The sequence below is a fragment of the Ruegeria sp. BHSA123 genome, assembly GCF_059613425.1.
Genome location: NZ_JBXWSL010000012.1, coordinates 1 through 13,537, shown reverse-complemented (window position 1 = coordinate 13,537; position 13,537 = coordinate 1). Strand labels below are relative to the sequence as shown.

18 protein-coding genes are annotated in these 13,537 nt (G+C 58.9%); 4 read left to right on the top strand and 14 right to left on the bottom strand.

All coding sequences use genetic code 11. The features are described 5' to 3' along the window. Positions 1 to 142: 142 nt before the first annotated feature. Positions 143 to 928: an ATP-grasp domain-containing protein gene (locus tag AC2FNC_RS08835; RefSeq protein ID WP_496715101.1), complete on the top strand. Its 786-nt coding sequence runs from the start codon at positions 143 to 145 to the stop codon at positions 926 to 928. Between the two features lie 70 nt (positions 929 to 998). Here AC2FNC_RS08835 and AC2FNC_RS08830 read toward each other — a convergent pair whose 3' ends face one another. After that, positions 999 to 1,808 carry a division plane positioning ATPase MipZ gene (locus AC2FNC_RS08830; RefSeq protein WP_480624162.1) on the bottom strand — a complete coding sequence of 270 codons (810 nt, stop codon included), beginning with the start codon at positions 1,806 to 1,808 and terminating at the stop codon, positions 999 to 1,001. Between the two features lie 486 nt (positions 1,809 to 2,294). Between AC2FNC_RS08830 and AC2FNC_RS08825 the strand changes: the two genes are divergently transcribed. Then, on the top strand, positions 2,295 to 3,905 hold the full coding sequence (locus tag AC2FNC_RS08825; protein ID WP_496715099.1) for an MFS transporter: 1,611 nt from the start codon (positions 2,295 to 2,297) through the stop codon (positions 3,903 to 3,905). 54 nt (positions 3,906 to 3,959) lie between these two features. Here the strand turns inward: AC2FNC_RS08825 and rpmE are convergent, their stop codons facing one another. Both rpmE and rplS read right to left on the bottom strand, forming a co-directional pair. Next, positions 3,960 to 4,181 carry a 50S ribosomal protein L31 gene (gene rpmE, locus AC2FNC_RS08820; RefSeq protein ID WP_480473936.1) on the bottom strand — a complete coding sequence of 74 codons (222 nt, stop codon included), beginning with the start codon at positions 4,179 to 4,181 and terminating at the stop codon, positions 3,960 to 3,962. 11 nt (positions 4,182 to 4,192) lie between these two features. Then, the gene (gene rplS / locus AC2FNC_RS08815; RefSeq protein ID WP_480473935.1) at positions 4,193 to 4,576 is read right to left on the bottom strand and encodes a 50S ribosomal protein L19; all 384 of its coding nucleotides are present in this window, start codon (positions 4,574 to 4,576) and stop codon (positions 4,193 to 4,195) included. Between the two features lie 379 nt (positions 4,577 to 4,955). On the opposite strand from rplS, the gene AC2FNC_RS08810 reads away from it, so the two are divergent. Further along, complete coding sequence (locus AC2FNC_RS08810) at positions 4,956 to 5,756, top strand: glycoside hydrolase family 25 protein (protein ID WP_480473934.1); 801 nt, start codon at positions 4,956 to 4,958, stop codon at positions 5,754 to 5,756. Here AC2FNC_RS08810 and AC2FNC_RS08805 read toward each other — a convergent pair. The 11 genes from AC2FNC_RS08805 to ffh form a co-directional block, all read right to left on the bottom strand. Next, positions 5,753 to 6,178, bottom strand: coding sequence for a hypothetical protein (locus AC2FNC_RS08805; RefSeq protein WP_480473933.1), 426 nt, complete (start codon positions 6,176 to 6,178; stop codon positions 5,753 to 5,755). The two genes, AC2FNC_RS08810 and AC2FNC_RS08805, sit on opposite strands and share 4 nt — an antisense overlap. Before the next feature lie 134 nt (positions 6,179 to 6,312). Then, the gene (trmD, locus tag AC2FNC_RS08800; RefSeq protein ID WP_496715098.1) at positions 6,313 to 7,122 is read right to left on the bottom strand and encodes a tRNA (guanosine(37)-N1)-methyltransferase TrmD; all 810 of its coding nucleotides are present in this window, start codon (positions 7,120 to 7,122) and stop codon (positions 6,313 to 6,315) included. Next, positions 7,119 to 7,934 carry a hypothetical protein gene (locus tag AC2FNC_RS08795; RefSeq protein ID WP_480519413.1) on the bottom strand — a complete coding sequence of 272 codons (816 nt, stop codon included), beginning with the start codon at positions 7,932 to 7,934 and terminating at the stop codon, positions 7,119 to 7,121. The genes trmD and AC2FNC_RS08795 overlap by 4 nt, the downstream gene beginning before the upstream one ends. Then, entirely contained in the window at positions 7,934 to 8,437 is a 504-nt protein-coding gene (rimM, locus tag AC2FNC_RS08790; protein ID WP_496715097.1) for a ribosome maturation factor RimM, read from the bottom strand. Before rimM ends, AC2FNC_RS08795 begins: the two co-directional genes overlap by 1 nt. Continuing rightward, the gene (locus AC2FNC_RS08785) at positions 8,430 to 8,579 is read right to left on the bottom strand and encodes a hypothetical protein (RefSeq protein ID WP_209506115.1); all 150 of its coding nucleotides are present in this window, start codon (positions 8,577 to 8,579) and stop codon (positions 8,430 to 8,432) included. The genes rimM and AC2FNC_RS08785 overlap by 8 nt, the downstream gene beginning before the upstream one ends. Positions 8,580 to 8,585: 6 nt before the next feature. Then, positions 8,586 to 9,221 carry a 5,6-dimethylbenzimidazole synthase gene (gene bluB, locus AC2FNC_RS08780; RefSeq protein ID WP_480473929.1) on the bottom strand — a complete coding sequence of 212 codons (636 nt, stop codon included), beginning with the start codon at positions 9,219 to 9,221 and terminating at the stop codon, positions 8,586 to 8,588. A gap of 12 nt (positions 9,222 to 9,233) precedes the next feature. Next, a complete protein-coding gene (gene rpsP / locus AC2FNC_RS08775) occupies positions 9,234 to 9,623 on the bottom strand; it encodes a 30S ribosomal protein S16 (protein ID WP_209506119.1) in 390 nt (129 codons plus the stop codon). Between the two features lie 95 nt (positions 9,624 to 9,718). Next, positions 9,719 to 10,015, bottom strand: a complete 297-nt coding sequence (locus tag AC2FNC_RS08770) for a chorismate mutase (protein ID WP_209506121.1) — start codon at positions 10,013 to 10,015, stop codon at positions 9,719 to 9,721. Continuing rightward, complete coding sequence (locus AC2FNC_RS08765; protein WP_496715093.1) at positions 10,012 to 10,554, bottom strand: GNAT family N-acetyltransferase; 543 nt, start codon at positions 10,552 to 10,554, stop codon at positions 10,012 to 10,014. Before AC2FNC_RS08765 ends, AC2FNC_RS08770 begins: the two co-directional genes overlap by 4 nt. After that, a complete protein-coding gene (locus AC2FNC_RS08760; protein ID WP_496715092.1) occupies positions 10,551 to 11,105 on the bottom strand; it encodes a GNAT family N-acetyltransferase in 555 nt (184 codons plus the stop codon). Before AC2FNC_RS08760 ends, AC2FNC_RS08765 begins: the two co-directional genes overlap by 4 nt. Next, the gene (gene ffh, locus AC2FNC_RS08755; protein ID WP_496715091.1) at positions 11,105 to 12,613 is read right to left on the bottom strand and encodes a signal recognition particle protein; all 1,509 of its coding nucleotides are present in this window, start codon (positions 12,611 to 12,613) and stop codon (positions 11,105 to 11,107) included. The genes AC2FNC_RS08760 and ffh overlap by 1 nt, the downstream gene beginning before the upstream one ends. A gap of 258 nt (positions 12,614 to 12,871) precedes the next feature. Here ffh and AC2FNC_RS08750 point away from each other — a divergent pair. Beyond that, the coding region (locus tag AC2FNC_RS08750) for a sulfotransferase domain-containing protein (protein ID WP_496715090.1) at positions 12,872 to 13,537 on the top strand (666 nt) is incomplete at its 3' end.

Below are 13,537 nucleotides of genomic sequence, written 5' to 3'. Positions count from 1 at the left end.
AGAATGGTGAGGATTTGAACGAGCAGTTGGGTTGAGCCCAAACCGACCGGGTTCACACAAAGCTCAAATGTCTGCTGTTGAGCATTTGGCGGGATGGTGTTCTCTATGTGCAGTACAATGCTTTCAAATTAGAGCCCATAAAATGCAATGGATACTTCAGGATTTTGAAGACACTCGGAAAATGGCTGTGGCACTTGATCGGCTGGATATTCCGTACACGTGGCACAAAGTCGTTCCGTTTATAGGCGAACTGACACCAACTCCGACCATCAACGATCCGAACGCCGTGGTGATGTTCGGTTCTTATACGCTATGGCGATACGCGCAGGCCAACGACCTAAAGCCCGGAGTTTTCAAGATAAGGCCTTTTGTTCATGAAGAACCCTGGCACCCGTTTCTTCTCAATGGCGCGGATGCTCTTTTCTTAACGCTGCGCGATGTTCCCGAACAACTTCCCGACGACGGAAGCAACTGGTTCATACGCCCAGTAGAAGACAGCAAAGAAGAGCCGGGAAACGTAAAATCTTCTGGTGAAATCATTGTGCTGGCAAGCAAGGTACTCGCCCTAGAAGAACACGAGATACCTAGAGGCTCACTTCGTCACGATACAGAAATGATGTTCACGAAGCCCGTTCGCATTCAAAAAGAGTGGCGACTGTGGGTGGTCAGAGATGAGATTGTGACTTTCTCTCTCTACAAGGAGGGCTCGCGCGTCGTTTACCGGCATGAAATCAATGACGATGCCTTAGAGTTTGCCAAGAGTCTGGTGGAGGCAAACCCAGAATACGCACCCGCCTACGTTATCGATGTATGTCGCACGGACGACGGGCTGAAGATGCTTGAAACGAATTGCATCAATGCTGCCGGTTTTTATGAGGCCGACTTATTGAAGCTTGTTTCTTCAATCGACGAGTTTTCAGTCGGATAGTTAAAGCTGACATTTGCACGAGCGCAGAGTTCTGTCGCTTTGTCCGCGTCCCAGCCCCCAATACAACTGATCAGAAATCGACTTCGACACCCGGCAGGTTCAGCTCTCGCATCATGTCGCGCAATTCCTGCCGTGCTGCGATGTTCGAGATATTCAGCTGTTTGACGCCAATATCCTTGAGGTCCAGCAGGGTCAGGCCGCGGGGAAACAGTTCGCGAAAGATCACCCGTTCGGAAAAGCCCGAAGCGACGCGGAAGCCGATGCGCTGCGACAGCATTTCGATCGCGCGCTGCATCTTTTCCTTGTTGACCATGCGCTGGGTGCCGACGCGGTTGCGCACAACGACCCAGTCGATGGGCTTCAGCCCGGCCTGCGCCCGCAATTGGCGGGCGTTCCAGACCATCTCGGAATAGACGGACGGGCCAAGGATTTTCTCACCCTTTGAATCAATCCGCGCCAGCAGGTCAAAATCGATGAAGCTGTCGTTCAAAGGGGTGATCAGCGTGTCGGCCAGCGAATGCGCCACCTGGCTCAGGCGTGTATGAGAGCCGGGGCAGTCGATCAGTATAAAGTCGCTGTCGCTTTCCAGTTGCGACACGGCAGCAGACAGGCGGTGGTCATAAATGTTCTCGCCCGGTTTCAACGTGCTGGCATCAATCTCGGGCAGGTCGTGATGGCGTGGGCCGGGCAGCGTCAGGTCCGCGCTTTTCAGAAAGTTGTTCCGGTTCTCGAAATACCGTCCAAGGCTGCGCTGCCGCAGGTCCAGATCCAGCGTGCTGACCTTGTGCCCCAGTCGGGCCAGTGCGGTTGCCACATGCATCGACACGGTCGATTTTCCAGCGCCGCCTTTTTCGTTACCGACCACAATGATATGTGCCATGCTTGTATTCCCAAGTCTTGCCGTGTTTGACTACACGTTGTTGGCACCCACTATATGTTGTGTCGCCTACGATGAAAAGAACCTCAAGCGGCGCTTTTGGGCATTATCGGACTCTATTTTGGAAAACACAGCGCAGTGCGCGGGTTACGGGAAGGCACCAGTCTGGTGATCTGCCTTGATCGGCTATCCGATCACGGTCTTGGCAGCGATATCGCCGTGTCGGCGCCTAGTCCCGAACATCTTGAACAACCGCTGCCTGCAACGATCCGCACTGGAATCAATCGCGCCGTTTGCCTGATTCACACATGTACAGATCGCGCTCCCAAAGGGTCCTTTCGCGGTGACGCCGCTTGGTCCGGATCGTGAAAACTATGCGGGGGGCGGAAAATTTGGTTAAATACCAAACAGATTTACACCGAATAACCTTGCAGGCTTTGCACGGGTCCTCTTCGGTTCATCTTCAAAGCAGGTGAAAGGGGCATAGGCATGCCGGACACTGCTGCGGACAGTTCAGGCGGTTCACGCGTTGTTCTTGCAATGACGGCCATTTGCATGATGGTCGTTGGCTTCAACACAACTGCTGTTGCGACCATCCTTCCATATCTGAAGGCCGAGTTCGATCTGACGCCCTCGGGTCTGCAATGGGTGATGGCGATCTATACGGTGGCCAGTGCGGCCCTTGTGACGATTGTAAGCCGGCTTGGGGATATCACGGGCAAGATGGGTGTCTTTTTCTTTGGCATGATCGTGTTTGCCTGTGGCTCGGCTTCGGTGCTGTTTTCACAGAACGCGGCGATGCTGCTGATCGGGCGTGGCGCGCAGGGGGCAGGGGCTGCGGCCCTGTTCGGCACCTCATTGTCCCTGCTGACCGCCGCAACGCCCGAGGAACAACGGGCCAGTGTGACCGGTGTGTGGGGCGCAATCGTGGGCCTTGCGATAGGCGTCGGGCCCATAGTCGGAGGAAGCTTTGCCAACTTTCTAAGCTGGCGCGGGGTATTCGCCACAGACCTTGTGCTGCTTGCCATTGCGTTTGTGATCGGCCTGCAGGTCAGCAGGAAAAACTATGTCCCGGATACGCGCCTTCAGGGTGCAAAATTCGATACCGCAGGGGCGATTGCCATTGTCTTGCTGCTGGGCCCATTGTCTTTCGCGCTCAGCAACGGTGAGGCACACGGATGGGACAATGCCCTGACCATCGTTCCTTTGGGTGTCGCCGCTTTGGCAGTTGTCGGTCTGGTCTACACCTCGCGGCGCAGCGACGATCCGCTGGTCGAGTTCCGGTACTTCCGGCACCCGCGCTATCTTATGGCGGCAACGGGGATGTTCTTTGCGGGATTTGCGTTGTTCTGTTTCTTTGTCTACTTTAACGTGTTCGTCCAGTCCCCGGATGCGTTCGGCTATTCACCGGTTGAGGCGGGCGTGGCAATCCTGCCCCTGAGCCTGAGCATGTTTGTCATTTCTGTCACCGCGCCGCGCCTGCTTGCGCCATACAGTTTCCAATGGCCGGTGAGTGCTGCAATGGGGTTGATGGTCTGCGGCTTCCTGCTTTTGACAACAACCTCGAATATCGACAGCTATGCTGAAATCTGGTGGAAACTGATCATTGTGGGGGTTGGCATCGGCATCTGTTTTTCGTTGCTGCCCCGTCTTGGGCTTCGGTTGCTGCCTGACGAACATGTCGGACAGGGGTCTGGGGTGATCAACGCATTCCTGTATTTCGGGGCCACGATGGGATCGGTTGTCGGCGGTCTGGCCGAAGCTCTGACCATCCGCTCGGGCCTGTCAGAAGTCATCACCGCGCTGCCCGCCGGATCGACGCAGCGCGACGACCTTGCGCGCGCCCTGACACATGGCACGGCAACACAGGTGGAACAACTGATTGCCGGGCTTGACCCGTCAACTGGTTCAGCGCTGGCCGGGGCGCTGCGTGATCTGCGGGATAATGCCTTTGATGCGGCGATGCTCATGGCCGCGATCGCCGCCAGTATCGGGCTGGTGATCGCGCTGCTGCTGTTGCGCGGTCCGGTTCCGCCATTGCACGACGCGGCTGAACTTACAAAACCAAAGGATCAGAAACCGGGGAAAAAAGGGGCCTGAAACGAAAGAAGGCCGCCCGTTGGCGACCTTCCTTTGAAAGACTTTGGCAAAGGTTTAGAAACCCAGACCTTCGTATTTCTTCTTGAACTTCGACACGCGGCCGCCAGCGTCCAACAGGCGCGACGAACCACCGGTCCATGCAGGGTGTACCGAAGGGTCGATCTCCAGTGCCAGCTGGTCGCCTTCACTGCCCCAGGTGGATTTCATCTGAACGATGGTGCCATCGGTCATCTTGACGTCGATGACGTGATAATCGGGATGGATGTCTTTTTTCATCTTTCCGCTCCTTACGCTTCGGCGCCAGCTTTGGGCTTGTAGTTGGAAACCTCTGCGATACGCGCGGATTTGCCGCGACGGGTGCGCAGATAGTACAGTTTGGCGCGACGAACGCGGCCGCGGCGGACAACGGTGATGCTGTCGATATTGGTCGAATACAGCGGGAATACACGCTCCACGCCTTCGCCAAACGAAATCTTGCGAACGGTGAACGAACCGGCAATGCCGCTGCCGTTGTTGCGCGCGATGCAGACGCCTTCGTAGTTCTGCACACGGGTGCGCGACCCTTCGGTCACCTTATAGCCGACACGGATAGTGTCACCGGCTTTGAAATCAGGGATGTCTTTCCCCAGGGCGGCAATCTGTTCCGCCTCAAGCTGTGCGATCAGGTCCATCGCAGTTTCTCCTATCTGCTCGTGGTTGGTCCACGAAGTTGGGCACGGCCTGAGAGCTCTTGGTCTTCACCGGGTCCTGCGTACAGCCCGCCAGAGGTCAGATCGAATGTTCCTTTGGTCTGGCCTGACCCGGCGCATCCCTGCCGAAGAAAACGGGACGTCACGCCATGGTGCAAACCAAAACACCGGAGTCGCAGAACGCGGCACCGGATTGCGGTCGTTTAAGGGTATTGCAGGCAGGGATCAAGGGAAAAACGCCCTGTCTTGCCGAACGGGCCGGTAGGAATCCGCCAGCCTGAAACTAAGGCGTTGCCAAGCGGCCCAGATCAGGCATTCTGAGGCGAATAATATGAGCAGATATTTCAGACAGGACCCTATGATGCGATTGGCATTCATGCTGGCCATAACGGCCGTTGCGCTGATGTCTTGCGGTCGAGGCGGCCCGAAACCTCAGGCCGTCGAACCCGTTCCGGGCGTGGACAGGACAGCACCACTTGTGATCTACCCCGATTTTGGCGACGCGGATCCCCATGACTGGGAAGGGAGCCACCCCGGACAATACCCGATCCATGGCCTTGACGTGTCACGCTGGCAGGGGCCGATTGACTGGCGCACGGCCCGGGCATCAGGTGTCAGCTTTGTGTTTCTGAAAGCCACTGAAGGCGGTGACGTGGCAGATCCCCTGTTCGACGATCACCGCCGCGGCGCGCAGTCGGCCGGTGTGCCTTGGGGCGCCTATCACTATTATTATTTCTGCCGCTCGGCCCGGGAACAGGCCCGCTGGTTCATCCAGAACGTGCCCAAAGGGGCAGACCTGCCGCATGTGCTGGATATGGAATGGACGCCGCATTCCAAGACCTGCACGCTGCGCCCCGATGGCAGAACCGTCCGGGCCGAGGCGCAGCATTTTCTGGACATTCTCGAACGACATTATGGCCGCCGCCCGATCGTCTATACCACGGTGGATTTCTATGAAGACACCGATATCGGGCGCCTGCCCAAGACCGAGTTCTGGCTGAGATCGGTCGCAGGCCACCCACGCACTGTCTATCCCCGCGCGGTCTGGCGATTCTGGCAATATACCGGCACTGGTCTGGTGCCGGGCGTTCAGGGCCGAGTGGACATCAACACTTTCAATGGCACGCCAGACGTCTGGGCCAGATGGAAGGCCGGGGGTTAGGTCTTTGGTGCGCCGTAGGTTTCAATGGTGCCGCCGCTAACCAGATGGTCCAACCGGCGCTCACGCTCTTCCCCAAAGGCGTTGCGCACCCAGAACGATTCACCTGCGCTCAGTTCCCGGCGTTCGAAACCGCGCTCTTGCAGGCAGCGGTCCACCTGATCGATTTCGCCCTGCGTGCGCAGTTCGTCCTGGATCGGGGCGGTAATCGCTGGGCCGATGAGGATACCCCATAAAAGGATATTCGTTGCATATCCCCCGATGACGGCGCTGTTTCCGCCTTCGTCAGCTTCCAGAGAACAGGAATCGACCGCTACCCGCGCCGAATGCAGATTGTGACCGGCTTGCGTTGGAACGGACATCCCCAGTGGTTTGGTCGTACAGGCAGAGGCAACCAGAAAAGCGCCAAGCAATAACTTCTTCATAATGCAATTAGTCTTTCGTTTTAAGGCCCTGAAAACGCAGGGCTTTCAAACGTGCATATTTTGGAAGATGATCAACTGCAAATAGAATTCTGGCAAACACAGAACCTGCGGCATGTCTGCAACAATTCGGTCTGTCACTCAGACGAATCCGACCGGGATTTTGCATAGTCGGCCCAGATATCCGGGCGCCGCTCGCGGGTTATATCCTTAGCCATCTTGTGACGCCATTCGGCGATGCGGCCGTGGTGGCCCGACATCAGAACCTCGGGTATCGGGCGGCCTTTCCAATCTGCCGGGCGGGTGTATTGCGGATGTTCCAGCAGGCCCGAGGAAAAGCTTTCCTCTTCGGTCGAGGCCTGATTGCCCAGAACGCCGGGGATCAGGCGCACCGTGGCATCGATCAGGGCCTGCGCCGCAATCTCACCGCCGGTCATCACGAAATCCCCCAACGAGACCTCCTGCACACCGTAATGCTCCAGCACGCGCTCATCCACGCCTTCGAACCGGCCACACAACAGGGTCATGCCATCGCAGCGCGCAAGGGTCTGCATCATGCGCTGGTCCATGCGCCGCCCGCGCGGGCTGAGGTAAATCAGTGGCCAGTTGCCCTGAATGCCCGCCATGGTGTGCTCGATGGCTTCGCCCAACACATCGGGCCGCAAAACCATACCCGCGCCGCCCCCGGCAGGCGTGTCATCCACGTTGCGATGCCTGCCGACACCGAACTGCCGCAAGTCCACGGTTTCCAGCTGCCACAACCCCTCTTGCAGGGCCTTGCCGGTCAGGCTTTCTCCCAGAACGCCTGGAAAGGCGGTTGGAAACAGGGTGATGATCTTGGCTTTCCAGACGCCGTGCAAGTCCGGGGTGGGTGTTATCAACTCACGCGGTTTCAGCGTGGGCCGGATCGCCTTGCGACCATGGGATTTGCCGGGTTTGTCAGTCATTTCTGGCGGGCCAGTTCATATTGGGCGGTTCGAATCAGGGCCTTTTTCTGAGTGATCAACGCCGTTTCGTCCAGCGATGATCGGTTCAGGGCCAGCAGTTCCCTCAGAACGTCGTCGGAAAGCTGAGGGCTTTCATGCGCGGGCTTCACTAGCCGCGCCGATTTCGCGTGTGGCAGGCCAAGAAATTCGGCAAACGGTGCGCCCAGTCCAAGGTGGTGACCTTTCAGCGCTTCCATCCACGCGGTCCGTACCGTGACAGTTGGCAACCGGTCCATAATCCGGTCCGCCGTGTCCTGTAGCGATGGCAGATGCGCAAGATCGGCGCAAAAGCCGTCCAGGTCCTGAACCATGCGCGACAGGTGAAGATCGTGGGCCCAAAGGCTGCGCAACCACGCATCGCGATTGCGCAACGACAGGTAGACGGTGATGTCGGTTTCTTCGCCCACCAGACGGCGGCGCAGCACGCTGACGACCGTTTCCGCCAGTTCGGGTGCGGCTCCGTATCCTTCGCTTTTGTTCCTGCTGGGGCGCAGGCCCAGAAAATTCTCTTCGCTCAGGATCAATCCCCGGCGTGCTCCGAAATCCAGACCGTCGAAAAACGTGTGCAGCTGACCGCCAAACCCTGCCAGCGTGTCATCCAGACGATAGATCGAATGGCGCGTGGCCGCTTCGTTCAACCCGGCCTTGCGGGTCTTATACGGAAGGACCAGCGCGAAATGCGGCCAGATCAGCTCGCGGTTTTCGTGCAGAAAGGACTGTGCTGCCGTCATGCCGGTCTTGTGAAAACCCAGATGCAGCAGAACACGTCGCATCAGATCAGGCCTTCGGGCGGGTCGGCCACGATGCGGCCCTGTTCCAGATCGACGGTTGGCACCACCTGCATCGTGAACGGCAGCAGAACCGTCGCCTTCAGGCCCGGCCCGTGTAGTTCCAGCAGGTCCGTGGCCCCGTGGTTCTGCACGGATTTGACCTTGCCCAGCAGGGTGCCGCCGGTGTCATAGACCTCAAGCCCGATCAGGTCTGTGTGATAGAATTCGTCGTCGGGCAACGAGGGCAACTGATCGCGCCGCGCAAACAGGCGCAAACCGTTCAGCGCATCCGCCTGTTCTTTGGTTTCAACCCCGCCAAGACGGGCGGCAAAACCGTTCTTGATCGTACGCGTCAGAACCACCGGATAGCGTTCCTTGCCGGTTTCATCCGTCAGTGGCGAATACGCCTCGATATCTTCGGGAACGGCGCAGAAGCTTTTCAGGCGCACTTCACCGCGTACACCATAAGACCCAGAGACGCTGCCGACGCAGATCAGATCACTCATTGGCAGCCCCCGTCGTCAAACAGATCCCGTTTCTCCATTCGCCAAGCCCTTCGCAGGCTTCGCGCTGATTGTTGCGCTCAAAGAACACGCCCACAATAAAGGCGATCAGCAGCAGAATGGGAAGGCGTATCAATCCGAACATATGGCGCTACCTTGTTTCGATCTTCAGGCTGTCGGCCCGGTTTTCCCAGCCAACCTGTTCAAGTTCGGGGGTGTCAGATATCTGTTCCGGCCATCCGACACAGAAATACCCGATCAGACGCCAGTTGTCCGGTACATCCAAATCGCGCGCCATCTGTTCGGGGTCCAGAATGGATACCCAGCCCAGCCCCAGCCCCTCGGCCCGCAGGGCCAGCCAGAACAGGGTGATGGCAGAGACCACGGAATAGCGCCGCATCTCAGGCATCGAGCCCGCGCCAAGACCCAATCCCTTGTCAGTGCTGTCGTCGCAGAAGACGGCCAGTTGCACCGGCGCTTCCTGCATTCCCGACAGTTTCAGGCGGCTGTAAAGCTGCGCCCTGTCACCGGAATAGCCCGCCAGGGCATCATCATTGGCGGTTTGGAAATTCCTTAGCGCCGCAGCCCGGGCCGCTGCGCTTTCGACGCGGATCACGCGCCACGGCTCGCTCAACCCCACCGACGGGGCCAGCCGAAACGCGTCGAGGCAGCGCGCAAGCACTGCCTCGTCTACCGCGTCGCCGCGGAACCGGCGCACATCGCGCCGGAGCCGCAACAACAGATCGAACTGCGTGCGAAATGCGTCAGTAAAGGTCTGATCCCGCACGCTTCGGCCTGCTTATTCTTCTGCAGCCGCTTCTTCAGCCGGTGCAGCAGCCGCTTCGGCAGCTTCCGCAGCCTTTGCAGCTTTCTCTTCCGCGCGTTCCTGAGCTTTCTTGCCCGGTGTGCCCTTGTTGGGGTTGTTGCGCTCGGCCTTGTCACGGGTGCCGGCAGCTTCCAGCATACGCGCGATACGGTCGGTGGGCTGGGCGCCCTGATCCAGCCAGTGCTGAACGCGTTCCATGTCCATTTTCACACGCTCTTCGCTGTCTTTCGGCAGCAGCGGGTTGTAGGTGCCCAGTTTCTCGATGAAACGGCCGTCGCGCGGCATCCGGCTGTCAGCCGCCACGATGCGGTAAAAAGGACGTTTTTTCGAGCCTGCGCGGGCGAGACGAATTTTCATTGCCATGGTGGTATCTCCTTTGAATGGCATCACGCCGGAGGCGTGTATTTGATTGGCCGGTGTGTTTTCCGGTTAATTCTGATGGTTGCTGAACCTCTGGTTCATCCTTGGTGTTTCCTGTGGTGTCGGATGACTTCCTGAATGATGAAATTCAGAAAAGCCTTGGCGAAATCGGGGTCCAGATCGGCCTCTTTCGCCAGGTCTTCAAGCCGTGCGATCTGCGTGGCCTCACGCGAGGGATCGGACGGGGGAAGGTTGTGTTCGGCCTTGAGCTTGCCAACGGCCTGTGTGTGTTTGAACCGCTCGCCCAGCGTATAGACAAGGATCGCATCCAGCCGGTCGATGCTTTCGCGATGCTCTTTCAGCAATGCAGCCGCGCGTGTCACGGGGTTGTTCATTGGCCGGTCCTTTCGGGTGTCGAAACGTCAATCTTGGGGTGCCGCCACACCTGGCAGGGCTGGCCCAGCAGTTCGGCATTGTCACGCTCCAGCGTTGCGCCCAACCGTTCGGCCAAAGCGCGCGAGCGATCGTTTTCGTGGGCGATATACGAAGTCACCCCGTTCAGGCCCTGATGCCGCGCCGCATAGGACCGTGCGGCAAGCGCCGCCTCATAGGCAAAACCTTTACCTTCGAAATCTTCCATCACGGTCCAGCCCAGTTCAGGCTCGTCCCAGCCGGGGGCGTCAATCAGGCCGACGCCGCCAGCGAACCGACCGCTGGATTTATCGGTCAGGTGCCAGAGGCCAAATCCTTTCAACGCCCAGTGCCCAAGGCGTCTGGCCAACATGCCCCAGCTTTCCAGCGCGTCCCGGGGTCCGCCCACCAAATGGCTGCGCTCGGTCGCAAAGAATGCGGTCAGCGCAGGCAGATCATCCAGATGCGGCGCGCGCAGGATCAGACGTTCGGTTTCAACGGTGGGGATGGTGAACGCGGTCATACGTAGGCCTCCATCCCGCCATTCACCAGATCCGCAGGCGCGGGGTGCCGCCAGATTTCGGACCTGCCGAATTTGGGGTGGTCATAGTGATACTCGAACTGCGCGCCCAGCCGTTTCGCCACGGCCTTGCTGGCATGATTGTCCAGATCAATCAGCGAGATCGCCGTCTCCCACCCCAGAACATCATACGCATAAGACCGCGCGGCCAGTGCCGCCTCGGTCGCGTAACCCTTGCCGGTGGCATGGTTCATCAGCGTCCAGCCGATTTCGGGTTCGGGCCAGCCTTCGGGGCACCAAAGCCCGATCCGCCCGACATAAGTGCCCGAGGCTTTTTCCTCGGCACTCCAGAACCCGTAACCGCGCAGGGACCAGTGGCCCAGCAGCGAAGCGATCAGTCGCCAAACCTCATCCCGGCGCAGTGGTCCACCGACGAACTTCGCCGCATCGCTGGCAAAAAACGCGGTATCGGCGTCCAGATCAGCCTCGGACGGCGCGCGCAGGATCAGGCGCTCGGTTTCAAGTCGGGGGATATGTTGGGCGATGGCGTTCATTACTTCTTCTTGCCAAACCCGCTCAGGCCCTGAGGTAGCCCCATGCCGCCGCCCAGACCAGGCAGACCGCCGGGCATCTTGCCGCCCATCGCTTTGGCCGCCTGTTCCAGTGCCTTGGGGTCCATGCCGGCAGCCAAGTCTTCGTGGCTGGGGCCACCTTTGCCGAACATGCCCTTCATGGCCTGTTTCAGCATCTTGCCTTTGCCCATCTTGCCCATCTTTTTCATCATGTCCGACATCTGCCGGTGCATCTTGAGCAGCTTGTTGAGGTCGCTGACCTCCATCCCCGAACCGGCTGCAATCCGTTTCTTGCGGCTGGCTTGTAGCAGCTGCGGGTTGGCGCGTTCGCGTTTGGTCATGGACTGGATCAAGGCGATCTGCTGGCGCAGGATCTTGTCGTCCAGACCCGCCTGATCCATCTGCTTGGCCATTTTGCCCATGCCCGGCATCATGCCCATCATGCCCTGCATGCCGCCCATCTGGATCATCTGTTCCAGCTGCATCTTCAGGTCGTTCATGTTGAACTGACCTTTGACCATGCGCTTCATCATGCGCTCGGTCTGTTCCATCTCCATCGTTTCCTGGGCCTTTTCGACCAGGGCAACGATGTCGCCCATGCCCAGAATACGACCGGCGATCCGGTCCGGCTCGAAGGTCTCCAGCGCGTCCATCTTCTCGCCCAGACCGACAAAGCGAATAGGCTTGCCAGTCACCGCGCGCATAGACAGCGCCGCACCACCGCGCCCGTCCCCGTCCATCCGGGTCAGGACCACGCCCGAGATACCGACCTTGGCGTCGAATTCTTCGGCCACCTCAACGGCGACCTGACCGGTCAGGCCGTCAACCACCAGCAGGGTCTCGCGCGGGTCAACCGCGTTGCGGACCTGTTCGACCTCGTCCATCAGCACTTCGTCGATATGCAGGCGACCGGCGGTATCCAGCATGTAGACGTCATAGCCGCCCAATGTGGCTTGCTGCTTGGCGCGCTTGGCGATGTCGACGGGTTTCTGGCCCGGTACAATCGGCAGCGTGTCAACGCCGACCTGCGCGCCCAGAACCGCCAGCTGGTCCATCGCCGCCGGGCGATAAACGTCGAGCGAGGCCATCAGGACCTTCTTGCCCTCTTTCTCTTTCAGGCGCTTGGCCAGTTTACCGGTGGTGGTGGTCTTACCCGAACCCTGCAGACCGACCATCAGGATCGGGGCAGGCGGGTTGTCGATCTTCAGCTTTCCGGGGTCTTCCTTGCCGCGCAGGGTATCGACCAGCGCGTCATGCACGATCTTGACGACCTGCTGACCGGGGGTGATCGACTTGGTCACCGCCTGACCGGTCGCCTGGTCCTGCACCTTCTTGACGAATTCACGCGCCACCGGCAGCGAGACGTCGGCCTCAAGCAGGGCAACGCGGACCTCGCGCAGGGCGGTCTTGACGTCTTCTTCAGACAGGGCACCCTGTTTGGTCAGCCGGTCAAAGACGCCGGAAAGGCGTTCGGATAGATTTTCAAACATGCCTTCGGCCTCCTTAGCCGGTTATCTGATGGCGCGTCCTAGATAGGATGCGTCGGTTAAATGCACAAACGCCCCCACGGGCGAAACTCGCTGGTGGGGGGCGATCCCTGAACGACTCAAGGGACCGGAAGATCAAGACGCTTCCGGATGTTTGGCGGTCATCTACGCCTCTGGGCGCTGCGAGTCAAGGCAAACGCTTTGAGCATCTGGCCACTTGGTGTAGCGTCCAAAGGTCGGGGTCAGTTTTGGAGTTTGGTCATGAGTCAACCATTGCCGCAGCGCACCAAGGATTATGTCGGTGAAGTCACGAATACCGATATCTGGTCCGACTTCGTAATCCGTCCCGACGACATCTTTGTCTGCACGCCTCCCAAATGCGGCACCACGTGGACGCAGACGCTGGTACGAATGCTGATCACCAAAACCGCGGATCCAGCCGTGTACAACAACGCGGTCTCTCCCTGGCTGGATTGCGGGTTCAGAGATCGTGAGGAGCAGGACAGAATACTTGCCGCACAGACGCACAGACGGTGCATCAAGACCCACACACCTTTGGACGGGATCACCTATTCCCCGGATGCGACCTATCTGGTGGTGCATCGTCATCCGGTTGACGTGCATTTCTCGCTGCGCCGCCATGTGGAAAACATGAAAGACGACTGGCTGGACTACCTGTTTCCCGATGATCTGTCCGAAGCCTTCGCGATGTTCCTCGACCGGCCCGCCTCGTCAAAGGGCACCGACGATCTGACGCTGGCCTCATACGTCCACCATTACCGTTCATTCTGCGCGTTCCGGCATCTGCCAAACATCCATTTCCTGCATTACGCCGAACTCAGCCGCGATTTGCCGGGACAGGTGGCGCGGATCGCAAACATCTTGGGGACCGAGATCGCGCCAGAAATGATCGACGAAATCGCTGAG